The organism is Shewanella sp. 10N.7 (assembly GCF_020806285.1).
GTDB lineage: Bacteria > Pseudomonadota > Gammaproteobacteria > Enterobacterales > Shewanellaceae > Shewanella > Shewanella electrodiphila.
In genome coordinates this window covers 53,996-80,120 of sequence record NZ_JAJGZS010000023.1, presented here as the reverse complement: position 1 = coordinate 80,120, position 26,125 = coordinate 53,996, and the positions used below count along the sequence as shown (strand labels likewise).

The window sequence follows — 26,125 nt, the reverse complement described above, 5'->3', positions numbered from 1 at the left end:
TTATCCTGTGTTTCTCATTCCTGCTGCTACACCTGCAATGGTGAGCATTAGTGCTAACTCCACTTGCTTTGAAGCTTGTTCTTCATTACGAGTACGGCTTAGCAGTTCTGCTTGTAAAAAGTTTAGCGGGTCAATGTAAGGGTTACGAAGCTTAACTGACTCTCTATTCCACGGAGTATGAGACATTAACTCTTCTGATTCCGTTAAAGATAATACTGCTTCAGTACCTAATTGTAGACTCGTACGGAGCTTTTTACCTAAATGATGTAAATCTTCTGGGACCAGTGTGCTTTCATAGTATCGCGCTAGATTAGGCTCTGCTTTCATATAAACCATTTCTAGCATTGATATGCGGGTTTCAAAGAATGGCCATTGCTGTTCCATTTCTTTTAAAAGCTCAGTTTCACCACGCTCATTTGCCGCAGTTAATGCCTCGCCCGAGCCAAGCCAAGCAGGTAACATCAATCGGTTTTGTGACCATGCGAATATCCAAGGAATAGCGCGAAGGCTTTCAATGCCGCCATCAACTCTTCTTTTAGCTGGTCGGCTACCAAGAGGCAATTTACCTAGCTCCACTTCTGGGGTTGCAGCTCTGAAATAAGCCACAAAATCAGGCTCCTCACGAACGATTCCGCGATAAGCTTTAACTGAGTCATCCGCAATACGCTGCATGCAATCACGCCATTCTTGTTTTGGCTCTGGAGGAGGTAATAAAGTCGCCTCCATTACAGCTGATGTGTAAAGCGCTAAACTTTGTACGGCAACTTTAGGTAAGCCGAATTTAAAGCGGATCATCTCACCTTGTTCAGTAACTCGGATACGACCGTCAACTGAGCCCGGAGGTTGAGACAAAATTGCTTTGTGAGCTGGCCCACCGCCACGACCAATAGAGCCACCGCGACCATGGAAAAGCATTAGTTTAACGTCAGCTTTTTTACACACAGCGACGAGTTGTTCCTGAGCATGGTATTGCGCCCAAGCTGCTGCCATGACACCAGCATCTTTCGCTGAGTCTGAATAACCAATCATTACTTCTTGCATGCCTTTGGTGTAACCACGGTACCAATCAATATCGAGTAATTGTGTCATACAGTCAGCGGCAGTGTTTAAATCGCTTAATGTTTCAAACAATGGCACCACACGCATTGGATGCTGGCAGCCTGTTTCTTTTAAAAGCAATAATACGGCGAGCACATCAGAAGGTTTACTCGCCATTGAGATAACGTACGAGCCCAGTGCCGTAGCTGGTTGAGTTGCGACTAGCTGACACGTTTTAATGACTTCTTGAACGTCGGCAGAAGGCTGCCAAGCAGAAGGGATCAATGGGCGACGACTGGTGAGCTCTCTGAGCAAGAAGGCTTGTTTTTCATTTTCGTCCCAATGATCGTAATCACCCATGCCTAAGTAGCGAGTTAGCTCAGCGATGACATCGCTATGACGCTCGGCATCTTGGCGAATATCTAGTCGCAGCATATGAATGCCAAAACAGGCTAAACGGCGCAACATATCGAGTAATAAGCCATTGGCTATTAAACGCATGCCTGACTCTGACAAACTGCGATAAAGCAATTCAAGTGGCTGTTTTAAATCATCTAGTTCCCATACCAAATCATTATAGTTTACGTCGACTTGATGGCCTTCAAGGCGCGCATTTAGGTAGTCAATCGTGTTACGGAGTTTATGACGTAGGTGCCTTAATACATCGCGGTATGGCTCTTTACTGTTTGGAACGAGTGCCATTAACTCAGCGTTGGCATCTTCCATGGAGAGTTCATTAACCAATGAAACTACATCCTTTAAATATAATCTTGCCGCTGCATGGCGGTTCCGTAAAAGGACTTCCTCAGTCACGACGGAGGTGACAAATGGGTTACCATCTCTATCGCCACCCATCCAACTTGAGAATCTAACAGGGCAAATATCTGCTGGAATTTGTTGACCTGTTTTAGCTTGTACGTGATCATTTAATTGGCGTAAAAAGTCAGGTACTGCCTGCCATAGAGAAGCTTCAATAGTGCTTAACCCCCAGCGAGCTTCATCGACAGGTGTTGGTCGCTCATTACGAATTTCATTGGTATGCCAAATTTGGGCAATCAATTGACGTAATCTTAAATGAGATTGATTTCTTTCTCGCTCTGTTAATTGCTTATTTTCTTGCTCAGTTAGGCAATCGACAACGGCCGAATACTTTTGAATTAATGTTCGGCGGGAGATTTCTGTTGGATGCGCGGTTAACACCAAATCAATATCAAGTGTCTTTAAGCAATTGATAACATCTTGTTCATTGGCATTACTATTAAGCATTCTTCCTAGTAACTGCTCTACTGGGTCGGGCACACAAACTAGCTCATCACAGTTACGGCTTATGGTGTGAAATTGTTCTGCAATATTGGCTAGATTTAAGAATTGGTTAAAGGCTTTCGCAAAAGGAACCAGTTCTTCGTCTGGTAAGGAATTCAATAAAGTGAGCATTTGCTGTCTTGAGTCAGCGTCGCCTTGGCGAGACTCTTTTGCAAGAATACGGATTTGCTCTACTTTTTCGAGAAATGCTTCGCCAAGGTGATCACGCATCGTGTCACCCAGAATCTGCCCTAAGCTACTCACATTCGAACGCAAAGAAGCGTACATGTCGGCGGTTTGCTCTGCCATAATTACTCCATAAGTTAACTTAATTAGCCGTTACAATATCAGACTTTAGCTAGCACAATAGCGAGGTGCGAGGGTATCGGTCAATGGCTTCTTCTATTAATTAAAATACATAATCGATTAACGCTGATGTTCATCACAACTATTTAATACAAGCCTGATAAATAAGCTTTTTCATTAACTCAACAGTTGGCGTTAAATACTCTAAGCCAATGTATTCATCTGGCTGGTGGGCTTGATTAATACTGCCTGGTCCCATCACCAAAGTTTGACAGCCAAGCTGTTTAATATAGGGTGCTTCGGTGGCATAATTGACGACTTCAGCTTGAGTGTTAGATATTTCAGCGACTAACTCTGTCCAGTAGCTATCAACTTTGCCAGCGAATGACTCAGAACCAGGATATAAAGTCGATATTTCGATACTGCCTGGATACTGCTTATTAATTTCAGATAAATAGTTAATCACCATTAATTCTAAATCGGCTAATTCCATCCCAGGAAGAGGGCGAATATCTAAGTGTAAATCACAGCAACCACATATACGGTTGGCGGCATCACCACCATGTATATGACCAAAATTCATGGTTGGATAAGGCACACTAAAAGCATCTTCGCGATAATTCTCACTTAAATGCTGTTTAAGCTTCATTAGTTGGCCAACCACTTGATGCATGATTTCGATGGCGTTTAAACCACGAGCAGGATCAGAAGAATGGCCGCTGCGGCCAATCACTCGGATCCCCTGAGCTAAATGCCCTTTATGCATATATACCGGTTTTAAACTGGTGGGCTCTCCAATGATGGCGTAGTCAGGCGCAATACTTTTAGCATCCGCAAATGCTTTAGCACCATTCATCGTTGTTTCTTCATCGGCACTTGCAAAAATATGTAGCGGACGTTTTAACTCATGCAAAGGTATGCTTTTGAGTGCTTCCATAATGAGTGCAAAAAAACCTTTCATATCGCAGGTACCTAACCCATACCAGCGATTATCTTTTTCGGTTAGCTCAAATGGGCTTTGACTCCAGCGGCCTTCATCGAAAGGTACTGTATCAGTGTGTCCAGCCAGCAATAACCCACCTTTACCTGAACCAATGGTCGCGACCAAATTTTGCTTACCACGACTGTCAGCAACAGTATGTACCGTGCAGTCAAAACCCATCTCTGAAAACCAAGATTGCAGAAGTTCAATAACTGCATGGTTACTCATATCCTGTTCTGCTTCTAATGCACTAATAGATGGTAGTGCAATCAGCTGTTTAAAAGCATCTTTTAGTTCTGGCAATGAATTCATAGGAACCTTTTTAGCTATCGCAATAAAATATGTATTCATTATTATTGCATAAGTAATAATTTGTGTTAGTCTAGCAAACAGCTAAGGTATTCACCATAACTTGATAACGATTTAAGAATTATAGATATGTATTTAATTGCGATTCAACTCACTGTAACAGATCCCAAGGTAAACTATCTTCGACGATAGTTTTATTCTCGAGCGCCCTGCTCACGTATTGATTCATCTTCAACATTTTACTTACTTAAAGACGGCAAAATAATGAAAAATATCGCAATTATTGGTGCAAGTGGTTATACCGGCGCACAAATCACCGCTCTTATTGATGCTGACGCGTCATTATCAATTCAAGGCTTGTACGTGTCAGAGAACAGTCTTGATAAAGGTCGTTTACTTGCGGACTTGTATCCGACTTATCAACATATTCAAATTCCTTTGTCTCCATTATCTGCTGCTGAAAAACAGACCATTGTCGAGCAAGCTGATGCTGTGGTACTTGCCACTGAACATTCTGTTAGCTTAGAACTTGCTGCTTTCTTTTATCAACAGGGCTTAGCGGTATTTGATTTAAGTGGTGCGTATCGTTTTGCTGATGTTGAGCAGTACCCTAAATGGTATGGCTTTGAGCACACACAAGCTGCTGTACTCGCTGATGCGGTTTACGGTTTAGCTGAATGGAATCATGAACAAATTGCACAAAGTAAAATGATTGCGGTTCCTGGTTGTTATCCAACAGCATCATTAACGGCGCTTAAACCTTTAAAACCAATGTTAACTGACGCATATCCAGTGATTAATGCCGTCAGTGGTGTGACTGGCGCGGGCAGAAAAGCACAGTTGCATACCAGTTTTTGTGAGGTGAGCTTAACGCCATATGGCGTTTTAGGTCATAGGCATCAACCTGAAATTGCCACGCAATTAGGGCAAGAAGTTATTTTTACGCCGCATTTAGGTAATTTTAAACGTGGGATTTTAGCTACGATTACTGTGCAATTAGCCAAAGGGACAACCGAAGCTGATATTGCTACAGCATATCAAATCTATGACGATTGCCCGTTAGTCAGTGTGAAGCATAATCAATTTCCTAAAGTTGATGATGTCGTTAACACACCCAATTGTATCGTCGGTTGGAAATATGATCCGCAAAGCAATTACCTTGTGGTTGCCAGTGCAATCGATAACTTAATGAAAGGTGCTGCTAGCCAAGGCTTACAGTGCATTAAAATTCACTTTGGTCTTTAACAGGAAGTAACAATATGTCAAATAACAAGCCTGTTATTGTGCTTAAAGTGGGCGGCGCATTATTACAATCAGCTTCAGGCATGGCAGAGTTAATGTCTGTTGTCGCAGAAATGATGTCACAGAAGCAAAAGGTTATTTTTGTTCATGGTGGTGGTTGCTTGGTGGATGAGCAATTAACTGCAAACGGAAAAGAAACGATTAAGCTTGATGGCTTACGGGTAACACCTGCCGATCAAATCCCAATTGTTGTTGGTGCACTAGCTGGAACAGCTAACAAGTTATTACAAGCTGCAGCCATTGAGGCTGGCATTGTTTCAGTGGGTATGAGTCTAGCGGACGGTAATACTGTTCATGCATCAATAAAAAATGAAAACCTAGGCTTAGTAGGTGAAGTCTCTCCGAACGACCCTAGTTATTTAAATTATTTACTATCACAGGGCTGGCTGCCTATTTGTAGCTCGATTGCTGTCTCTTCGCAAGGTGAAATGCTCAATGTCAATGCAGATCAAGCTGCGACAGCACTTGCCAAATTAGTTGAAGGTCAATTAGTGCTGTTATCTGATGTTCCAGGTGTATTAGATGGCAATAAAGAGTTAATTACTGAGCTAAATCAACAACAGATTTCAGATTTAGTTCAGCAAGGCGTGATAGAAAAAGGAATGAAGGTCAAAGTAGAAGCGGCATTAGAAGTTGCTCAGTGGATGGGTAAACCAGTGCAAGTTGCATCTTGGAAACAACCTCAACAATTAATTGCCTTAACGAACGGTCAGTCCGTTGGCACCCAAATTAAGCCATAGGAGTACAACACTCATGGAACATTTACTATCAATAAAAGATCTGTCGCAAACAGAACTGCTCGATTTATTAGCGTTAGCGAAAAAAATTAAAGCTAATCCAGCAGATTACAACCAAGCATTAGCAGGCAAAAGTGTCGTAATGCTGTTTGAAAAACCTTCGCTGCGAACCCGCGTTAGCTTTGACATTGGTATTAATAAACTCGGTGGCCATGCTGTTTATCTTGATCAGCAAAATGGCGCATTAGGTAAACGTGAGCCTGTTTCAGATTTTTCGACTAATATTTCTTGTTGGGCAGACGCGATAGTCGCGAGAACCTTTTCGCATACTACCATTGCGGGCTTAGCCGAACATGCTTCTGTCCCTGTTATTAATGCCTTATGTAACTTATACCACCCGTGCCAAGGTCTAGCTGACTTCCTAACATTGTCTGAAAAATTTGATGATGTCAGTAAAGTGAAATTAGCTTACTTAGGTGATGGTAATAATGTCACTCACTCTTTGATGTATGGCGCAGCGATTTTGGGCGCGACGATGACAGTCGTGTGTCCTCCAGGGCATTTCCCTGATGGCCAAGTAGTTTGTGAAGTTCAAGCATTAGCGGCTAAACATGGCGGTCAGCTTATTTTGACCTCAGACGTTAATGAAATGGGGCCGCAAGATGCTATTTATACTGATACTTGGATCTCTATGGGTGATGACACTTCAATGGCAGAAATTGAAGCTAAATTTAAACCATACCAAGTAAACATTGAGCTGATGACAAAAGTGGGCGCTAACTTCTTTATGCATTGTTTACCAGCATACAGAGAAGTAGAAGCAACTGCGGAAGTGGTTGATGGTGAAGGCTCACTCATTCTGCAACAAGCTGAAAATAGAATGCATGCGCAAAATGCAGTGCTAGTGACCTTGTTGGGTTAATTGAAAATTTCGTTGGTTGGCTAAAAGCGAACCTACTTTACACAGTTTATGTTAGGAAAAATTAAAGATGTCTATTGAAACACAAACCAGTATTAAGAAAGTTGTATTAGCGTATTCAGGTGGTTTAGATACCTCAGCGATTATCCCATGGTTGAAGGAGACCTACGATAACTGCGAAATTATCGCATTTTGTGCTGATGTCGGTCAGGGGGCAGAAGAGCTTGAAGGTTTGCATGAAAAAGCTATCGAGTCTGGTGCTTCTGAATGTTATATCGTCGACTTAAAAGAAGAGCTGGTGGCTGATTACATCTACCCAACGATTGCAACGGGCGCAATTTACGAAGGGACTTATTTACTAGGAACGTCGATGGCGCGTCCTATTATTGCTAAAGCACAAGTCGAAGTGGCTCGTAAAGTGGGTGCTGATGCAGTTTGTCATGGTTGCACTGGTAAAGGTAATGACCAAGTGCGTTTTGAAGGTTGTTTTGCTGCGCTTGCTCCAGATTTAAAAGTCATTGCCCCTTGGCGTGAGTGGTCAATGGTGAGCCGTGAAGATTTATTGGATTACTTAGCTGAAAGAAATATTGAAACCACAGCTTCGGCGACCAAAATCTATAGTCGTGATGCTAATGCTTGGCATATTTCGCATGAAGGTGGCGAGTTAGAAGACCCATGGAACGAGCCAAGCAAAGAAGTGTGGACCATGACGGTTGCACCTGAAGATGCACCTAATACACCTGAATACGTTGCATTGAACATTGAAAATGGCCGTGTGACTCATGTTGACGGTGTGGCTTTATCTCCATACGCAGCATTAATGCAGTTAAACGAACTTGCTGCCGCGCATGGTGTAGGCCGTATCGACATTACTGAGAACCGTTTGGTTGGCATGAAGTCTCGTGGTTGTTATGAAACGCCAGGCGGCACTGTTATGTTTGCTGGCCTTCGTGCCATTGAAGAGTTAGTACTTGATAAAACAAGTCGTGAGTGGCGTGAACAGGTTGGCGCTCAAATGGCTCATTTGGTCTATGACGGTCGTTGGTTTACACCGCTGTGTAATTCATTGATTGCTGCGTCAGAAGCATTAGCTGGGCTGGTTAACGGTGAAGTTGTGGTTAAGCTTTACAAAGGTCAAGCAAGTGTTGTTAAAAAGCGTTCTCCAAATAGCTTATATTCAGAAGAGTTTGCGACGTTTGGTGACGATAATGTTTACGACCAAAAAGATGCTGAAGGCTTTATTCGCCTTTATTCTTTATCAAGCCGTATCAGAGCACTTAACAGCAAATAAGCTCAACTGTTAAGAGTAAACAAACGGGGCTGATATAAGCCCCGTTTTTGTCAGATTAATGTAATTGAATTAAAGAATTTAGAGAGGGTATCGACATGGCGTTATGGGGCGGAAGATTCAGTCAAGAAAGCAGCGCATTATTTAAGTTATTTAATGACTCACTGCCAGTAGATTATCGTTTAATTGAAGAAGATATTGTCGGCTCGATTGCTTGGGCTACGGCGATTACTTCAGTGGGTATTTTAACCCAACAAGAATGTGAGCAATTACATGCAGCATTAAACGAGCTACTTGCAGAAGTTGCTGATAAGCCAGAAGCCATTATTGCGTCTGGTGCTGAAGATATTCATAGTTTTGTGGAACAATCTTTGATTGCTAAAGTGGGCGATTTAGGTAAAAAACTGCACACAGGACGCTCTCGTAATGACCAAGTGGCGACAGATTTAAAACTATGGTGTAGAAAAGAGGGTGAGCAATCACTTGCGCTGCTGCAAAAGCTTAGAGGTGCATTAATTGACCTTGCTGCACGTGAAATAGATGCTGTTATGCCAGGTTACACCCATTTACAAAGAGCTCAGCCAGTATTATTTGGTCACTGGTGTTTGGCTTATGTCGAAATGTTTGAACGTGATATTAGTCGTTTAGAAGATGCATTAAAGCGTGCTGACACGTGTCCTTTAGGTTCAGGCGCATTAGCTGGTACAGCTTATCCAATGGATAGACATGCCATTGCTGAATCTCTCGGGTTTGAGGCGCCAACATTAAATAGCCTTGATACCGTATCAGATCGCGACCATGTGATTGAGTTATGCAGTGATGCATCTATCAGCATGATGCACTTAAGCCGTATGGCTGAAGATTTAATTTTCTTTAACAGCGGTGAAGCGGGCTTCATTGATTTAGATGATGAAGTGACATCTGGTTCATCATTAATGCCACAAAAGAAAAACCCTGATGCACTTGAGCTTATTAGAGGTAAAACTGGCCGTGTTTATGGCAGCTTAATGGGCATTTTAACCACCATGAAAGCATTACCTTTGGCTTATAACAAAGACATGCAGGAAGATAAAGAAGGCTTATTCGATGTGATGGATAGCTGGTCTATCTGTCTTGAGATGGCTGCACTTGTGTTAAGCGGCCTACAAGTTAATCGTGAAAGAACCTTAGCTGCAGCGCAACAGGGTTACGCTAACTCTACAGAATTAGCTGATTATCTTGTTGCTAAAGGAATGCCATTCAGAGAAGCGCATCATGTAGTGGGCGAGGTGGTAGTGGTTGCTATTGGTAAGCAAACACCGTTAGAAGAATTACCACTTGCTGAATTAAAGCAATTTAGCGACGTCATTGAAGATGATGTATATGCCTGTTTAACTATTGAATCTTGTTTGGAAAAACGTGAAGCGCTAGGTGGTACATCTATTCTTCAAGTGAAACAAGCATTGGCAGTTAAACAAGGTAAGTAATCACCAGCGTTAGCTGAATGGTAACGCTTAACATTATAAAAATTAAAAAAGCCCTGAGTTAATCATTAACTCAGGGCTTTTTGTTATGTCAGATTAACTTTTAGAATAAAGCGATTACTGAAATAAATCATCTGTTGGGTTTTCGATGAAAATATTTTCATCTATTATCTCTTCTTTTGCGTATTCTCTTGGCTCAGTGCCCTCAACAAAATACTCGAAAGAGGTGGTATGATCCGTCTTACGGGTCAGTAGACCCGTTGCCAAATCGATACGTGCAGAGATAATGCCCTTAGGCGGAATCGTTGTCTTTTCCTCAGTGCCTTTGAGCGCCTGATTCATAAAGTCATTCCAACCCGGCCCTGCGGTTTTCGCACCCGCTTCAGCACCTGATATTTGGTTCTCTGGCCCATCAGCAACCCAACTTGTGCGACCGAGTCTGCGGCTATGATCATCAAATCCAACCCAGAACGTAGAAGTTAATGTTGGATTAAATCCACTAAACCAAGTGTCACGAGATTCATTGGTTGTGCCAGTTTTACCCGCAATATCACGGCGCTTTATCAAGCGTGATGCACGCCATGCGGTACCATTCCAACCTGTGCCTTTACTCCAGTCGCCACCACCCCAAATTACACTTTTAAGAGCTTCAGTCACCAAGAACGCAGTTTGCTCAGTAATTATTCTTGGGGCAAAGCGGCTATTTTCATCACCACACTGCAATAATGCGTTGTTGCTAGTTTCAGTCTCAATGTTCTCCTCAAGTTCAGCGCCTTGAGAGCGTGCAAATTCAGCCGCCATAGCCGCAAAAGGATCATTCTCATCACTTGCTACTTCAGCCATTTCATCAAGGACAGCTGGCGTGCAAGCTAATAGTGGATTGGCTTTTTCGATGACATTATCAAATGAATCGGTTACTTGTGTAATGAAATATGGCTCAACTAAGTAGCCGCCATTAGTAAATACATTGAATGCAGTAACCACTTGCAAAGGTGTAACCGAAGGTGAACCTAGTGCGACAGATTCATTACGAGGTAAGTCGTCAGGATCAAAACCAAACTCAACTAACTTGGCTATGGTGTTATCTAAACCAATATGTCTCATTGTACGTACAGACATGACATTAACTGACTGGGCCAGACCTACACGTAAACGAGTTGGGCCGCCATAAATATCCGGCGAGTTTTTAGGACGCCAAGCTGTACCTTGTCGAGTATCTGGTTTATTGATTGGCGCATTATTAATTAATGTTGCCAAAGTATAGTCGTCTTCAAGTGCAGCAGAGTATATGAAAGGTTTAATATTAGAACCTAACTGACGTTTGGCTTGAGTGACACGGTTATACTGACTTTGGGTAAAGCTAAAACCGCCGACAAGAGTTTTAATCGCACCATCGCTAGGTTCAAGTGAAACTGTGGCACTAGAGACTTGAGGAATTTGAGAGAGTTGCCAATATTCGCCATTATTTCTAATCCACACTTTTTGACCAACAGCTAAAATATCTTCCGCTTTCTTTGGTGGTTTTCCTTGGCGTCTATCTGATATAAATTTACGAGCCCACTTTAAGCCATTCCATTCCAACAGAATTTCTTCGCCTGCGGCATTCAATACCGTTGCTTGTTGCTCATTTATCGCAATAACAGCAGCCGGCATAATGCCTTGCATAGGGCGCGTTTTCTTCAAATTAGCGATAATATCGCTGGTGGCCATACTTTCAACTGTAGGTTCAGAAGGCCATAATTCGGCGATAGGCCCTCGGTAACCGTGACGCTGATCGTAAGCAAATACATTATCTCGTAATGCACTTTGGGCTTTTAATTGTAAATCAGAAGATATGGTGGTGTAGACGTTATAGCCATTGGTATAGGCTTCTTCTTCACCGTATTGACTTACCATATACTCACGAGCCATTTCAGAAATATAGGGTGCATATAAATCAATTTCAGCACCGTGATATTTTGCTGTGATCGGTGAATTAATGGCTTCTTGATATTGCGACTCAGTGATATTGCGTTTTTCAAGCATTCTACTGAGTACCCAATTACGACGTGTTTTAGCACGCTCTGGGTTACGTATTGGATTGGCTGCAGAAGGCGCTTGGGGTAAGCCTGCAATCATTGCCATTTCAGGTAATGTCAGTTGAGTTAAATCTTTACCGTAATAAACTTGAGCAGCAGCACCGACACCATATGCGCGGTTACCTAAGAATGAACGATTCAAATAGAGTGTTAAGATTTCTTCTTTAGTAAGTGCTTTTTCAATTTTTAATGCTAAGAAAATTTCTTTGGTTTTTCGAATATAGGTTTTTTCGCGTGATAAAAAGAACCCTCGGGCTACCTGTTGAGTAATCGTACTCGCACCTTGGCTTTTTTTACCCGTGGTAATTAAAATGACCGCAGCACGAACAATACCGATAGGATCGATGCCTTTATGTTCAAAAAAGCGAGCATCTTCGGTATCCAAAACAGCATTTATTAATTGCTCAGGTACATCCTGATATTCAATTGGGATTCTTCTTTTTTCACCAAACTGAGAAATAAGTAGCCCGTCACTGCTGTATATTCTTAATGGTGTCTGTAATTTTACCGTTTTGAGTGTATTTACATCCGGTAATTCAGGCAAAAGATAATAATAAGCTGCGACAATAGTGCCGACGCCTAATAAAGTTAAGCTAAATATAGCAATAAGTATTCGTTTTAACCACTTCACCGAAATATTCCAAAAATCATAAATATGCTCGCTAGTATATAAGCGGGAGGGTTTTTGGTGAAGTAAAAACATGAAAACAAAAAAAAACAAGTTGTAAAATTTAGAAACATTTAATACAAATACTTATAACGAGTTGATTTTGTGCTAATCTATTTTAAAATATAAAAAAATAAATGCGATGACGGAATATGCTTTCTAAATTTTGGAAGCGTCAGGCTCCGCAAATGGTTGGAATCGATATTGGTTCTCATGAAGTAAAAGCCATTTTGCTTAGCAAGACCGCTGATGGATATAAAATTCTAAACTATATATCTGCTCCTTTGAGAAAAGGTGCAGTTGTCGATCATGAGATCCGTGATGCTGAAGCGGTAATTGAATCATTAAGGCATATAAGGCGTGGACTGCCAAAAGGAATTAAGTCTGCTGCTGTTGCGGTCTCTGGCTCTGCTGTAATGACGAAAGTGATTTACATGGACGCTTCATTAAATGAAGAAGAAATGGAAGCACAGATTGAAATTGAAGCAGATAACCTTATCCCATATTCACTCGATGAAGTGAGTATCGATTTTGAAACACTCAATGCCAACACAACTGACCCGACGAAAGTTGATGTGCTATTAAGTGCTTGTCGTACCGATAATATTGATTCCAGAATGGATTCTTTGGATGCAATTGAACTTGATACTAAGGTTGTCGATGTTGAAGCTTATGCTTTAGGTCGGTCATCTGAGTTGATTCTTGCTCAACTACCTGAAGGTGCTAACGAAAAATCTGTGGTTTTGGTGGATATTGGTGCCAATATGACTACCTTTGCAGTGGTTGAGCATGGCGAAACAACTTTTATTCGCGAGCAAGCATTTGGTGGTGAACTATTTACCCAATCAATTCTATCGTTTTACGGCATGTCTTATGATGAAGCTGAAAATGCCAAAATAACCGGTGAGTTACCACGCAATTATATGTTTGAGGTGTTATCACCTTTCCAAACACAGTTATTGCAGCAAATTAAACGAACGCTTCAAATTTATTGTACAGCCAGTGGTAAAGATAAAGTTGATTATATTGTCTTAAGTGGCGGAACGGCAAAACTTGAAGGCATGACAGCATTATTAACTAATGAATTAGGGGTGCATTCAATTGTTGCAGACCCATTCCAAGGTTGTTTACATGCTGATGTTGATATTAAAAACCAGCTAGAGCCTAGTATTAGTAAATATATGGTTGCCTGTGGTTTAGCGCTTAGGAGTTACGCTCAATGGCGAACATAAACTTACTTCCATGGCGTGAAGAGGCCAGAGAAAAACAAAAACGAGATTATATAGGTATATTAGCGTTAGTTTTCTTAGTGACGTGTTTAATTGTATTTTTAGCATTAAGCTTTATTGAGGTTGTGACTGATGATCAACGTCAACGAAATGCATACCTTCAGACTGAAATATCTTTTCTTGATAGCCAAATCGCAGAAATAAGAAAAATTACTGCACGCAAGAAAGATATTGAAAGACGTACTAAGATTATATTAAACCTACAGCAATCTCGTAATTTGCCGACACATGTTTTAGATGAACTCGTGCGTATCGTTCCACCAGGAATATATCTTTCAAGTATTGAAAAGAAAGGTAGCTTACTTTGGATTGAAGGTCGCAGTGAATCAAATAACAACGTTGCGAATATGATGAGAAAAGTCAAAACATCGCAATATTTAAATGATCCAAGCATGCAGTCGATCATTAGTCAAAACGAAAATTTAAGACAATTACAGAAGTTCAGATTAAGAGTGACCATTTTTGATGACACTCTACCAATGGATTCAACTGAAGGAGGTCGAAAATGAATCTCGACTTAGAGCAGTTTAATGATATTGATTTTGAAAACATTGGTGGTTGGCCTACTTTAGTCAAAGTTGTTTTTGCCGTTTTTCTTTCATTGACAGTGATGGGAGCGAGTTATTACTTGTTCGTATCTGATGCATTAGATGTACTCGATACAGAAGAAAGAAAAGAAATTACCTTAAGGGAAGACTTTCAAAGTAAATATCGTCTAGCTGCAAATTTGAAATTATATCGTGAGCAGTTAGTGGTAATGGAAGCGCAATTTGCAGAATTGCTAAAAATGCTACCTTCTGAAAATGAAATGCCAGGCCTATTGGATGACACCACCTTTGTTGCGACCGATGCAGGTTTACGTATTAACAGTCTGGATTGGGATACTGAAATCGAACGCGACTTCTATTTGGAGTTCCCAATTAAGCTGGCCGTAGTCGGTGATTATCACCAACTAGGTAATATGGTCAGCGGTGTAGCAAAATTACCTCGTATCGTTAGCTTGCATGACTTTGTTATCAAGCGTGATGAAAGTGGAAGTTTATCGATGGATATTCTCGCGAAAACCTATCGATTTAAAGAAGGTGCACAATTACCAGCAGATCAAAATAAGGGGAAGAAATAATGAAATTCTTGCCTTTGATATTGGTGGTATTGATGTTAACTGGCTGTATTGGTGATCGCAGTGATTTAGAGTTGTTTGTGACAACAACTAAAGCGCAGCATATTGCTCGTATTCCTCCGTTAAAAGAAACACCTAAGTTTGAACACTTTGCCTATCAAGCAGAGTTAATGCGCAGTCCTTTTGTACCACCTTCACGAGAGCTTACCGAAGAAGTGGTGGATACCAGTAGAAATTGTCTACAACCTGATTTGAAACGCCGTAAGGGGCGCTTAGAAACATATGCGATAGACAATTTAAGAATGCGCGGTACGTTAAGTGAAGATGGCACGACTTGGGCTTTAGTAGAGTCATCTGATGCAAACGTATATCGCTTAGGGGTCGGTGAGTATCTTGGACTTTATCATGGGAAAATCGATAAAGTGACACCGCAATATATTGAAATTATAGAATTAATTCCTGATGGTTCTGGTTGCTGGGCTGAAAGAGCAAGTAACTTAGAATTAACAGGCAAATAATGTGCGAAGGATGAGGGAATAATGAAATCTTCTGCCGCGATGCAAACATCGACAAAAAAAGTCTCACTATTTAAAGCAGTATTAAGTGTTGTTTTAATGATGGGCGCACTTCCAAGTGCAATAGCCGCCAATAAGTTAATGGATGTAAAATACCATTCTGTTGTCGATCACCAATTAGAATTAGAACTTGTATTCGAGTCCGCGCTTGATAAACCTGAAGTTGATTTATCAGGATCACCAGCGCAAATCATTTTAAGTTTTGAAGACAGCATTTCAAACCTTGAAAAAGATGACATCACTATTGATAGAGTCGGTGTTGAAGGATTAAAAACAACTCAAGTCGATGGGTCTTTAAATGTTGTTGTCGATTTAACTGAAGTGAAACCGTATCAAGGAAAAGTGGTTGGCAATACCTACCGTTTAACTGTCAATGATACGGCTTCAGGCCCTGATAATGCTGATAACCCTTTTGTTAATGGCATTGATACTATTGATTTTCGCCGTAACAAAGCGGGTGGCGGAGACTTATTGGTACATTTGAACAATCGTTCGGTTGCAGCCAATGTTGCCCAAGTGGGTTCGAAGTTAGAAGTGAAGCTTTATAATACAGATATTAAAAACGAGCATCTGTATGTCATGGATGTACAAGACTTTAATACTCCAGTGACCAGTTTTGAAACTTTTAAAGATGATTTAACTTCTCGTATTATGGTTGATGTCGATGGCAACTACGATTACAACTACAAACAAGAAGGCAATGTTTTTAAAGTTAGTATTAATAAAGTTGAGCGCGCTGCAGTAGCTAAAGAAGATAAGAAATATAATGGCCGCTCTTTATCGCTGAACTTTCAAAATATTTCAGTGAGAACCGTTTTACAGATTATTGCTGATTATAATGATTTTAACTTAGTTACAAGTGACACAGTTGAGGGCAACATTACCCTTCGTTTAGATGATGTACCTTGGGATCAGGCGCTAGACTTAATTTTACAAACAAAAGGTCTGGATAAGCGTATTGAAGGTAATATCTTGATGGTTGCGCCAAGTGAAGAGTTGGCAACTCGAGAGAGACAAGACTTAGAAAACCTACAAGAAGTTAAAGAATTAGCTCCGCTTTATTCTGAGTACATTCAAGTTAACTATGCAAAAGCTACTGATATTGCAGAACTGATGAAGAGTGCTGATTCAAGCTTGCTATCAAATCGAGGCAGCGTTGCTGTTGATGAGCGAACTAACACATTATTAGTTAAGGATACTGCTGAGTCCTTAGAGACAATTCATCGTTTAGTTGAAGTTCTTGATATACCGATTAAACAAGTATTGATTGAAGCTCGTATGGTGACTGTTAAGGATAACGTTTCAGAAGATTTAGGAATTCGCTGGGGCATCACAGATCAACAAGGTGATAAAGGCACTTCAGGTTCACTTGAAGGCGCAAATGATATTGTATCAGGTGTTATTCCTGCATTGAGTGATCGCTTAAATGTGAATTTACCTTCTTCTGCGAACAATGCGGCGAGTATTGCATTTAGTGTTGCGAAACTGGCAGATGGCACAGTACTTGATTTAGAGCTAAGTGCTTTAGAGCAAGAAAACAAAGGCGAAATTATTGCTAGCCCGCGTATTACAACCTCAAACCAAAAAGCTGCCTACATAGAGCAAGGTGTTGAGATTCCATATGTTGAGTCTGCATCTAGTGGTGCCACGACGGTATCATTCAAAAAAGCAGTATTATCATTACGTGTAACACCACAAATAACACCAGATGATCGTGTTATTCTTGATTTAGAGATTACTCAAGATACTCGAGGAGAGACTGTATCAACTGGTACAGGTGAAGCTGTATCGATTGATACACAACGTATCGGAACACAGGTATTAGTTGATAATGGGGAAACGATTGTACTTGGTGGTATTTATCAGCAAAACCTAATTAGTCGTGTCAGTAAAGTCCCAGTTTTGGGTGACATACCTTTGGTTGGTTTCTTATTCAGGAATACGTCAGATACTAATGAGCGTCAAGAACTACTTATTTTTGTAACACCAAAAATTGTAACTGAAAAACTTTAAAATTAGTTTGATAAAAATACCAGCTTTTGCTGGTATTTTTTTTGTCTGAAATTTAGGTAGCTGATTAATTTCATTAGTAAAAGCTTAATCTTCTCATTCTGTGCTGTTGAGGGTTTTAACTTGCATGCTGGATTTATTTTGAAGAATCTGTGTTTAATTCATCAACATGACTTGCAACAATAGCCCTATAACTGAGATAATCCGTCGTCAAGTCTCATTAGAGCAAGGTTAAATTATAGGTCGGCTTGAGTTTAAGTCGATAAGGCATACATTTCATATAAGATTCAGACGTATATATAATGGCTGAAAAACGCAATATTTTTCTGGTAGGCCCAATGGGCGCAGGCAAAAGCACAATTGGTCGCCATTTGGCCCAAATGCTGCATTTAGATTTCCACGATTCAGATCACGAGATTGAGCAACGCACAGGTGCAGATATTGCCTGGGTGTTTGACGTAGAAGGCGAAGAAGGCTTTCGTGTACGTGAAGCTCAAGTCATCGCCGACCTGTCGGAAAAGCAGGGCATTGTCCTAGCTACTGGCGGCGGATCTGTACAAAGTAAAGACATTCGTAATCATTTGTCGGCTCGAGGTATTGTTGTATACCTAGAGACTACAATCGATAAGCAAGTGGCTCGTACTCAACGTGATAAACGTCGACCGTTACTACAGGTTGATGATCCACGCGAAGTGCTTGAAAATCTTGCTGATGTTCGTAATCCTTTATATGAAGAGATTGCAGACGTTATCGTTAAGACAGATGAGCAAAGTGCGAAAATAGTCGCAAATCAAATCATTGAGCAACTCGGTTTTTAGGTAGGTTTATGCAACAAGTTCAGGTTGAATTAGGTATAAGAAGTTATCCCATTTTTATTGGCCAGAATTTATTGCAGCAAAATACTTATCTCTCCGATTACCTTTCTGGTAAAAAAGCACTCATAGTCACCAATGACACTATAGCTCCGTTGTACTTAGAACAAGTCCAACAAGCTATGGTCAGTTGTGGTGAACTGGGTGTTGTTGTGCTTCCTGATGGTGAGAAATATAAAGATCTCACGCATTTGGATTTAATATTTTCTGCGTTATTAGAAAATAATTTTGCACGTGATTGTGTGATAGTTGCATTAGGTGGCGGTGTCGTTGGTGACATGGCTGGCTTTGCTGCATCTTGCTATCAGCGAGGTGTGGAGTTTATACAGCTCCCCACAACACTGCTGTCCCAAGTTGACTCATCTGTTGGCGGTAAAACCGCTGTGAATCATCCTTTGGGGAAAAATATGATTGGGGCTTTTTATCAACCTCAATCAGTACTAATTGACACCAATTGTTTATCAACTTTACCTGCAAAAGAGTTTGCTGCGGGAATGGCTGAAGTCATTAAGTACGGTATCATTTGGGATGCTGACTTTTTTCGCTGGCTAGAGCAAAATGTTGAGCCGCTTAAGACGCTTGATAAAGATGCGTTAACCTATGCCATTGCTAGATGTTGTCAAATTAAAGCGGATGTCGTTGCTGAAGATGAAACTGAACGTGGTGTTAGAGCGTTATTGAACCTCGGGCATACATTTGGTCATGCGATTGAAGCTGAAATGGGCTATGGCGTATGGTTGCATGGTGAAGCTGTAGCAACTGGCACGATTATGGCCGCTTTAACATCATTAAAGTTAGGCTTAATTCAGCAAACCGACTTTGATAGAGTCACTCGCATAATGCAAGCGTTTGACTTACCAATAACTTCGCCTGAAAATATGACGTTTGATAGTTATATCAAACACATGCGACGAGATAAAAAAGTGTTAGCGGGCCAAATTCGTTTGGTGTTACCGACTTCAATAGGCACTGCTGAAGTATTCTCTGATGTAAAAGAGTCACTGCTCGCAGAAGTCATCAGTCAAGTTTAAGTTGTAGCGCAGTTTAAACGTTAGTGTAAGTCTAATGGTGGGCTTGTGGATATCCAACAAACGCTTTTGTTACCTTCGCAAGAATCGTTAGTTCAGCGACTAGAGCATATCGCGAGTTATAGCGAGCAACTTGTGCTTGTTTCAGGGGTAAGAGGTTCAGGTAAAACAACCTTAGTGACAGCCCTCGCAAGTGAGCTTGATAACTATAATTCAGCATTAGTTATTTGTCCTATGCATGCTGAAAGTGCTGAAATTCGTCGAAAAATCCTCATTCAATTGATCTCATCGCCCATTTTCGATGACGCATTACCCTTGGCAGACACTTTGCTGAGGATCCAGTCGAGTTTAACTAAGCCGTTACACATTATTATTGACGATGCGCAATATATGCCGCGAGAGTTATGGGCAGAATGTTTAGTGCTAACGCAATTGAAATGTGCGGGTAAACCTATTTCAATTACTTTTACGATTGAGCCAGATTCTTTAACTGAACTCAATCTTGAGCTCACAGAGTCAATGCAATCATTGCTATTGAATGTAGAAGTGGAACCATTATCGCTTGCAGAACGTGAAGGGCTTTATCGGACATTATTAATTAGAAGTCATAAAACTCCCTTTATTCCTCGTGAAATAATACAAGCACAAATTGAAAAGCAACTTGGCACACCTGCAGAAGTTCTCGATTTACTGAAAAAAGCTTTGGAAGATAAGCCTGAAGAAATAAAGTCATGGCCCAAATACTTGCATTGGTTAGTCTCACTATTTGTATTTATGGCAATGGCAGGAATAGGCATTGCCATCTATTTAACTCATAGCGAACAACAAGCTGAAAATGAGCCAAAAATCGTATTTGCAGAGTATCAGCTACCAACGAGCCGTGCTCAATGGTTCATACATCATTATGGCCTGTCATTAGTATCTGCTGCTATTAAGATCCAGCCTGAAGAAATACCATCCAAGCAAGGCTTTAATTTAGTGGGTGATAAAGTTATTGAATCAATGCTTCCTATTAATCCCTCGCTGGATGATGAGGGGAGTGAGCCAGTTGACAAAATGGGTTTATCTTCACAAGAGGATAGCGCGAGCAATAATATGCATCTCTCAATGAGTGATGCTGACGTGGACAGTAACGTAAATCATGATGTTCAAGTTGCTGATGTTGATGAAGATATCACTATTGTTGAACGAGATAAGCTTGAAGTCAGTAGCATTGATGTGGCAATACAACAAGATTCAGCTTTATTAACTGACAGAGCAGGATATACCTTACAAATTGCCAGTGTGCGTGATGACAAATCGTTAGAAGCTATCGTGTCAAAACTAAGCCAGATACAGCAAAACGAACTGCAATTAGTACAAGCAAACTTCAAGCAGCGCCATATTGTCCTGTTTGGTCAATTTGATAGTGTTATAGAGGCTCAAAAACAATCTGACAATTTACAACAGGATCTGGGTTTGAGTGCACCATGGATAAGGAAGTGGAGCGATCTTAAGGGATATGAAATCAAATCGAATTAATCGCTTAAAAAGCCATTCGTTTCTATGATTCAAACAATGATTATTCTTATTAAAAAGAGTACAATCATCAGCTTTAATTTTGCTAGTAACTGGTATTCATGACTAAAAAGCATAGAGCCTTTCTTAAGTGGGCGGGTGGAAAATTTAAACTCGTTGACGAGCTAGCAAAACACTTGCCGCAAGGTAAGAGGTTAATAGAGCCCTTTGTTGGTGCAGGATCTGTATTTTTAAATACGGAATATGAAGAGTATCTGCTGTGCGATATTAATCATGACCTGATTAATCTTTATAATATTGTCAAAAATGAACCGGAAACCTACATTGCAGCAGCGAAAGCGATGTTTGTACCTGAAATGAATGACAAAGAACAATATTACCGCATTCGAACTGAGTTTAATCAAACCAAAGATCCCTTTAAGCGTTCAGTTTACTTTCTTTATATGAACCGACATGGTTTTAATGGCTTATGCCGCTATAACAGAAAAGGCGGTTTTAATGTTCCTTTTGGTTCTTATAAAAAACCGTATTTCCCAGAAGATGAACTTCGCTACTTTTCCATTAAAGCGCAAAAGGCAACATTTCACTGTGTGAGTTATGAACAAGCATTTGAGATGTCTACAGCAGGTGATGTGATTTATTGCGACCCACCATATGCGCCTTTATCAACAACTGCTAGCTTTACAACATACGTAGGGCCAGGCTTTAGTCTTGATGACCAAGCGCTTTTAGCGAGACAATCTCGTCATACAGCTCTTGAACGTGATATTCCTGTGTTGATCAGTAATCATGACATTCCACTTACTCGCGAGCTTTATCGCGGCGCAAAGTTAGCCTCGATTGCAGTGCAGCGTAATATCAGTCAAAAAGGCAGTTCGCGTAAGAAAGTCGATGAAATCATGGCGCTATATGATCATCACTATCAAGAAGTGATAGATTAATCTCGTTCAAGCTTTGAGAATAATGAATGGTCAACTTTGGCTTACTTTCTTTGGCTTATGGTCTTTAGCTTAATACTTGATTGACGATAAAGATTAACGACAAGATCATTAGTGCGGCTAAAGCGATTCCCATAAAGATAAAAGGCAGTGGCGAATTATTTTTCTGAAAATCACGCTGGCGATTATCTTCAGTTTGCACCCCAAAAAATGCGGCTACAGTGCTGGTAAATACTCGCCAAATAGACATTAAATAGTGTTTGGATTATTTGCAGGAATATCACTGATAGGTTTGCTTTTTTCGCTACCATGTAGGAGTTCGAGCAAGTCTAAAAAATGGAATTGACTTGAGCGGCTATTACCTGTCACCCAGCTTCCCCAGCTGACATTATCAGATTGAGTTGCACAACGGTTGTTAGGGTGGCTGCTCGGTAGACTTGAGTTGTAGGTTGCAGTGTCTGAACATGCGCAGTTTTCAGCTAGCAGTTGGTCGCGACTATCTGATGCTGCAAAGTATGCAACAAACATTAATGCACTAGCAGAAAAAATACTTAACACAGGCTTTAACGTCACCTTACCAGTTTGGTGGGTGTTCATTTTTCGCTGACTGCACATCATAAGGGCTATCCTTGTCTCATACTTTCAGAATCAATAAATAAACATGTCTCGAATAACGGTATACGATCCAACAAGATGTAGAGATCAGAAACTATATATTCATAAAAGACACAGTGACGTAAGTCGCATTATAGCAAATTTGTCTAGTTAATGAACATCCATTGAGTGTGATCTAGATCAATTTAATACTTACAGATTATTAATATTTACATTTATTTGACTTAGCAAAGTTTTATTACTGTTTGTGACTAGAGCGTTTTCTCTGCAGAGGGTAAAATAATGCCACTTTTAATCGCTTCGAGAAGACTATGCGTCCATTTCTGATTGCCCCATCTATTTTATCAGCCGATTTCGCCCGTTTAGGTGATGATGTTCAAGCCGTATTAGATGCAGGGGCTGACGTTGTTCACTTTGATGTTATGGATAACCATTATGTGCCTAACTTAACGATTGGGCCTATGGTTTGTCAGGCGCTACGTGATTTCGGCATAACTGCTGATATTGATGTGCATTTAATGGTGAAGCCAGTTGATCGTATTATTCCTGATTTTGCCAAAGCCGGCGCTTCTATCATCACTTTCCATCCTGAAGCATCAGAGCATGTAGACCGCAGTCTACAACTCATTAAAGAATCAGGTTGTAAAGCTGGTTTAGTATTTAACCCAGGTACACCACTGCATTATCTTGACCATGTCATGGACAAACTAGATGTCATCTTATTGATGTCAGTTAATCCAGGTTTTGGCGGACAATCATTTATTCCATCAACGCTAGATAAGCTTAAACAAGTTCGCGCCAAAATCGATGCGAGTGGTTTTGATATTCGTCTTGAAGTTGATGGCGGTGTTAAAGTTGATAATATTGCAGAAATCTCAGCTGCAGGTGCAGATATGTTTGTAGCAGGTTCGGCTATTTTCAATCAACCAGATTATAAAACTGTGGTTGATGAAATGCGCAGTGAACTGGCTAAAGTTGACGCGTAATTATGGCTGACTTCGCTAAAATTAAAGCCATCGCTTTTGATTTAGACGGCACGCTTATCGATAGCGTGCCAGATTTGGCTGCGGCAACGCAGGCCACATTGGCTGAGCTCAACCTTTCCACTTGTACTGAACAACAAGTTAGAAACTGGGTTGGCAATGGCGCTCGGGTATTAATGCTGCGTGCATTACATCATGCTTATACAGCAAGTGAGATACTATCGCCTTCTTTTGCAGAGTCTACATCAGTTTCTGAAGACGCGCTTGATGTTGCAATGCCTGTTTTTATGAAGCATTACCAGCTGCACTTGCAAAAGCATAGTCAGCTTTATGTGGGTGTATTAGAGACATTAAACACCCTTAAAGTTTCAGGTTACCCGCTAGCAATCGTGACTAATAAGCCTTATCGGTTTACCGTTCCGCTATTAACGGCGTTTGAAATAGATAAATTATTTAGTTTGGTTTTGGGAGGGGATTCGCTGGATAAAATGAAACCAGACCCTCTGCCATTAACGCATATTTTAAATGAATGGCAACTTGAACCCGAACAACTATTAATGGTTGGGGATTCAAAAAATGACATATTTGCGGCAAAAGCAGCCGGAGTAAGCTCAATAGGCTTGACCTATGGGTACAACTACGGTGAAGATATTGGGCTGAGCGGCCCAACTGCGGTATGCGAACAATTTAATCAGATTTTAGCCTTATTACCTTCAGTTAACACTAACGGCTAAAACAAAATGCTAGATCAATGGAGCAATAAAACAAATGACTGCAAAACCTATCGTGTTTAGTGGTGCTCAACCATCAGGTGAGCTAAGTATCGGAAACTACATGGGCGCGCTTCGTCAGTGGGTTAACATGCAAGATAGCCACGATTGTATTTATTGTGTAGTTGATTTACATGCAATTACTGTACGACAAGATCCTGAAAAACTGCGTGCAGCTTGTTATGACACGTTAGCAGTTTATCTTGCTTGTGGTATCGACCCTGACAAAAGTACTGTGTTCCTACAGTCACAAGTGCCGCAGCACACGCAATTAAGCTGGGCGTTAAATTGTTATACCCAAATGGGTGAACTGAACCGCATGACGCAGTTTAAAGACAAGTCGCAAAAACATGCCAATAACATCAATGTGGGTTTATTTGATTACCCTGTATTGATGGCAGCTGATATTTTGCTTTATCAAGCAAATGAAGTGCCTGTAGGCCAAGATCAGAAACAGCATTTAGAACTGACTCGTGATATCGCGACACGTTTTAATAATGCTTATGGTGATACGTTTGCAGTACCTGAGCCATTTATTCCAGAAACGGGCGCTAAGGTGATGTCACTGCAAGAGCCAACCAAAAAAATGTCTAAGTCAGATGATAACCGTAATAACGTTATTGGTTTACTTGATGATCCTAAAGCGGTTATGAAGAAAGTTAAAAAAGCGATGACAGACAGCGAAGAGCCACCTGTTGTTCGTTTCGATGTTGACGAAAAACCGGGTGTATCAAACTTATTGAGCCTAATGTCAGGTTGTAACGGTCAGTCAATTGAGTCTATTGAGAAAGACTTTGAAGGCAAAATGTATGGCCATTTAAAAGTGGCTACAGGTGAAGCAGTGGTTGAAATGCTTGAACCTCTGCAGGAGCGTTTCCGTCAGTTTAGAGCGGATGAAGAGTACCTTGATGCGGTATTTAAAGCTGGTGCTGAAAAAGCGCAAGCTCGTGCAGAAGAAACGATTAAAAAAGTGTACGAAAAAATCGGTATGATCGTTTAACGATTAACTAAGTATTTTAATTGTAAAAACAAGCCAGCATAAATGCTGGCTTTTTTGTTTTATAAACCCGACTGAGCCTGAGTCTTTAACCAATCAATAAAACAGGCTATGGCTGGTTCGCGTTTTCTGCGTTGTTTACAGCTAAAGTTGAAGTTAAAGCCCGTTAATAAATCGGGTAAATCGAGGGCAATTAATCGCCCTGAGCGTATGTCATCTTTCACCATGAAGTCAGAAGCGAGTGCAATACCTTGGTGAACAATTGCCGCTTCAATGGCGAGCAAGACATGGCTGAAAATGTGTTGTTGCTGCTCAACGGATGGAGTTAAGTGGTTAACCTCGAACCAACGCTGCCAATCAATGCCTAATGCTCCTTCATCAACAGTAAGCAATACTGCACTCGCTAAGCAACTTTTTAACTCTTGGGTGGAATGAGCTGGGTTAATTAACCATTTAGCGATGTATTTAGGACTTGCTACAGCAATTAAGCATTCTTTATGTAAAGTGAAGTGACTGTAACCTTTATGGTTTGATTGACCCGAAATAAACATGTCAGCGACGCTATCGCTTAACTGTGGGTCTTCGGCAATCATATCTATACGTAGGTCGATTTGTGGTTGAAGCTGACGGAATTCACTTAATCTAGGTATGAGCCATTTTACCGCAAATGAACTATAGACAGCTAAACGTAAATGTTGGTTTTCATTGCCAACTATTTGCCGACTGATGTCATCTAATTGATTGAATGATATCTCTGCTTGTTCAAACAGTAGCGCGCCCTTATCTGTTAATTCTAGCTGCCTAGTATTACGAATAAACAGCACTTCCCCATAGTACTCCTCAAGCTGCTTAATTTGATGTGATACTGCACTTTGAGTTATACAAAGCTCATCAGCCGCTTTCGAAAAGTGCTGCAAGCGAGCTGCTGACTCAAAAACTTGTAAAGACCGCAATGGAGGAAGCTTTCTCATTGTCGTACCACTCAGAAATAATAGAGATGAATAAATTATGGTCGATAA

23 protein-coding genes are annotated in these 26,125 nt (G+C 40.8%); 17 read left to right on the top strand and 6 right to left on the bottom strand.

Features of this window, described 5'->3' with window-relative positions; genetic code table 11:
* Both ppc and argE read right to left on the bottom strand, forming a co-directional pair.
* Window positions 1-2,649, bottom strand: a complete 2,649-nt coding sequence (ppc, locus tag LMH66_RS14930; protein WP_229370938.1) for a phosphoenolpyruvate carboxylase — start codon at window positions 2,647-2,649, stop codon at window positions 1-3.
* Window positions 2,650-2,788: 139 nt separating this feature from the next.
* A complete protein-coding gene (gene argE, locus LMH66_RS14925; RefSeq protein WP_102527710.1) occupies window positions 2,789-3,940 on the bottom strand; it encodes an acetylornithine deacetylase in 1,152 nt (383 codons plus the stop codon).
* A gap of 261 nt (window positions 3,941-4,201) precedes the next feature.
* Between argE and argC the strand changes: the two genes are divergently transcribed.
* The 5 genes from argC to argH all read left to right on the top strand — a co-directional run bounded on the left by argC (window position 4,202) and on the right by argH (window position 9,649).
* The gene (argC, locus tag LMH66_RS14920; RefSeq protein WP_229370936.1) at window positions 4,202-5,182 is read left to right on the top strand and encodes an N-acetyl-gamma-glutamyl-phosphate reductase; all 981 of its coding nucleotides are present in this window, start codon (window positions 4,202-4,204) and stop codon (window positions 5,180-5,182) included.
* Window positions 5,183-5,196: 14 nt separating this feature from the next.
* Window positions 5,197-5,979, top strand: coding sequence for an acetylglutamate kinase (gene argB / locus LMH66_RS14915; RefSeq protein WP_229370933.1), 783 nt, complete (start codon window positions 5,197-5,199; stop codon window positions 5,977-5,979).
* Window positions 5,980-5,992: 13 nt separating this feature from the next.
* Window positions 5,993-6,898: an ornithine carbamoyltransferase gene (locus LMH66_RS14910; RefSeq protein ID WP_229370930.1), complete on the top strand. Its 906-nt coding sequence runs from the start codon at window positions 5,993-5,995 to the stop codon at window positions 6,896-6,898.
* A gap of 67 nt (window positions 6,899-6,965) precedes the next feature.
* Complete coding sequence (locus LMH66_RS14905; RefSeq protein WP_229370928.1) at window positions 6,966-8,186, top strand: argininosuccinate synthase; 1,221 nt, start codon at window positions 6,966-6,968, stop codon at window positions 8,184-8,186.
* 95 nt (window positions 8,187-8,281) lie between these two features.
* A complete protein-coding gene (argH, locus tag LMH66_RS14900) occupies window positions 8,282-9,649 on the top strand; it encodes an argininosuccinate lyase (RefSeq protein ID WP_229370926.1) in 1,368 nt (455 codons plus the stop codon).
* Window positions 9,650-9,763: 114 nt separating this feature from the next.
* On the opposite strand, the gene LMH66_RS14895 is transcribed toward argH, so the two are convergent.
* A complete protein-coding gene (locus LMH66_RS14895) occupies window positions 9,764-12,355 on the bottom strand; it encodes a penicillin-binding protein 1A (RefSeq protein WP_229370923.1) in 2,592 nt (863 codons plus the stop codon).
* Between the two features lie 188 nt (window positions 12,356-12,543).
* Here LMH66_RS14895 and LMH66_RS14890 point away from each other — a divergent pair, with 188 nt between their 5' ends.
* The 9 genes from LMH66_RS14890 (at window position 12,544) to LMH66_RS14850 (ending at window position 21,744) form a co-directional block, all read left to right on the top strand.
* Complete coding sequence (locus LMH66_RS14890; RefSeq protein WP_102527703.1) at window positions 12,544-13,623, top strand: pilus assembly protein PilM; 1,080 nt, start codon at window positions 12,544-12,546, stop codon at window positions 13,621-13,623.
* A complete protein-coding gene (locus LMH66_RS14885; RefSeq protein ID WP_102527702.1) occupies window positions 13,611-14,189 on the top strand; it encodes a PilN domain-containing protein in 579 nt (192 codons plus the stop codon). The genes LMH66_RS14890 and LMH66_RS14885 overlap by 13 nt, the downstream gene beginning before the upstream one ends.
* Window positions 14,186-14,803, top strand: a complete 618-nt coding sequence (locus tag LMH66_RS14880) for a type 4a pilus biogenesis protein PilO (RefSeq protein WP_102527701.1) — start codon at window positions 14,186-14,188, stop codon at window positions 14,801-14,803. Before LMH66_RS14885 ends, LMH66_RS14880 begins: the two co-directional genes overlap by 4 nt.
* Window positions 14,803-15,318: a pilus assembly protein PilP gene (locus LMH66_RS14875; protein WP_229370921.1), complete on the top strand. Its 516-nt coding sequence runs from the start codon at window positions 14,803-14,805 to the stop codon at window positions 15,316-15,318. The genes LMH66_RS14880 and LMH66_RS14875 overlap by 1 nt, the downstream gene beginning before the upstream one ends.
* A gap of 21 nt (window positions 15,319-15,339) precedes the next feature.
* Window positions 15,340-17,388 carry a type IV pilus secretin PilQ gene (locus LMH66_RS14870; protein WP_229370919.1) on the top strand — a complete coding sequence of 683 codons (2,049 nt, stop codon included), beginning with the start codon at window positions 15,340-15,342 and terminating at the stop codon, window positions 17,386-17,388.
* A 299-nt stretch (window positions 17,389-17,687) separates the two neighbouring features.
* On the top strand, window positions 17,688-18,203 hold the full coding sequence (aroK, locus tag LMH66_RS14865; RefSeq protein WP_102527698.1) for a shikimate kinase AroK: 516 nt from the start codon (window positions 17,688-17,690) through the stop codon (window positions 18,201-18,203).
* 8 nt (window positions 18,204-18,211) lie between these two features.
* Window positions 18,212-19,288, top strand: a complete 1,077-nt coding sequence (gene aroB / locus LMH66_RS14860) for a 3-dehydroquinate synthase (RefSeq protein WP_229370917.1) — start codon at window positions 18,212-18,214, stop codon at window positions 19,286-19,288.
* A 45-nt stretch (window positions 19,289-19,333) separates the two neighbouring features.
* The gene (locus LMH66_RS14855) at window positions 19,334-20,806 is read left to right on the top strand and encodes an ATP-binding protein (RefSeq protein ID WP_229370915.1); all 1,473 of its coding nucleotides are present in this window, start codon (window positions 19,334-19,336) and stop codon (window positions 20,804-20,806) included.
* A 98-nt stretch (window positions 20,807-20,904) separates the two neighbouring features.
* Window positions 20,905-21,744, top strand: coding sequence for a Dam family site-specific DNA-(adenine-N6)-methyltransferase (locus LMH66_RS14850; RefSeq protein ID WP_229370913.1), 840 nt, complete (start codon window positions 20,905-20,907; stop codon window positions 21,742-21,744).
* A 64-nt stretch (window positions 21,745-21,808) separates the two neighbouring features.
* On the opposite strand, the gene LMH66_RS14845 is transcribed toward LMH66_RS14850, so the two are convergent.
* Both LMH66_RS14845 and LMH66_RS14840 read right to left on the bottom strand, forming a co-directional pair.
* Window positions 21,809-21,991 carry a DUF2970 domain-containing protein gene (locus LMH66_RS14845; RefSeq protein WP_102527694.1) on the bottom strand — a complete coding sequence of 61 codons (183 nt, stop codon included), beginning with the start codon at window positions 21,989-21,991 and terminating at the stop codon, window positions 21,809-21,811.
* Window positions 21,991-22,359, bottom strand: coding sequence for a hypothetical protein (locus LMH66_RS14840; protein ID WP_229370911.1), 369 nt, complete (start codon window positions 22,357-22,359; stop codon window positions 21,991-21,993). The genes LMH66_RS14845 and LMH66_RS14840 overlap by 1 nt, the downstream gene beginning before the upstream one ends.
* 308 nt (window positions 22,360-22,667) lie before the next feature.
* Here LMH66_RS14840 and rpe point away from each other — a divergent pair, with 308 nt between their 5' ends.
* Genes rpe through trpS form a run of 3 tightly spaced genes read left to right on the top strand, consistent with a single transcriptional unit; the run spans window position 22,668 to window position 25,109 of the window.
* On the top strand, window positions 22,668-23,342 hold the full coding sequence (rpe, locus tag LMH66_RS14835) for a ribulose-phosphate 3-epimerase (protein ID WP_229370910.1): 675 nt from the start codon (window positions 22,668-22,670) through the stop codon (window positions 23,340-23,342).
* Between the two features lie 2 nt (window positions 23,343-23,344).
* Window positions 23,345-24,073: a phosphoglycolate phosphatase gene (locus LMH66_RS14830; protein ID WP_229370909.1), complete on the top strand. Its 729-nt coding sequence runs from the start codon at window positions 23,345-23,347 to the stop codon at window positions 24,071-24,073.
* Between the two features lie 34 nt (window positions 24,074-24,107).
* On the top strand, window positions 24,108-25,109 hold the full coding sequence (trpS, locus tag LMH66_RS14825) for a tryptophan--tRNA ligase (RefSeq protein WP_229370908.1): 1,002 nt from the start codon (window positions 24,108-24,110) through the stop codon (window positions 25,107-25,109).
* Window positions 25,110-25,168: 59 nt separating this feature from the next.
* Here the strand turns inward: trpS and LMH66_RS14820 are convergent, their stop codons facing one another.
* Window positions 25,169-26,077 (bottom strand): LysR substrate-binding domain-containing protein, encoded by a 909-nt coding sequence (locus tag LMH66_RS14820; protein ID WP_229370907.1) that lies wholly within the window; start codon window positions 26,075-26,077, stop codon window positions 25,169-25,171.
* Window positions 26,078-26,125 lie beyond the last annotated feature (48 nt).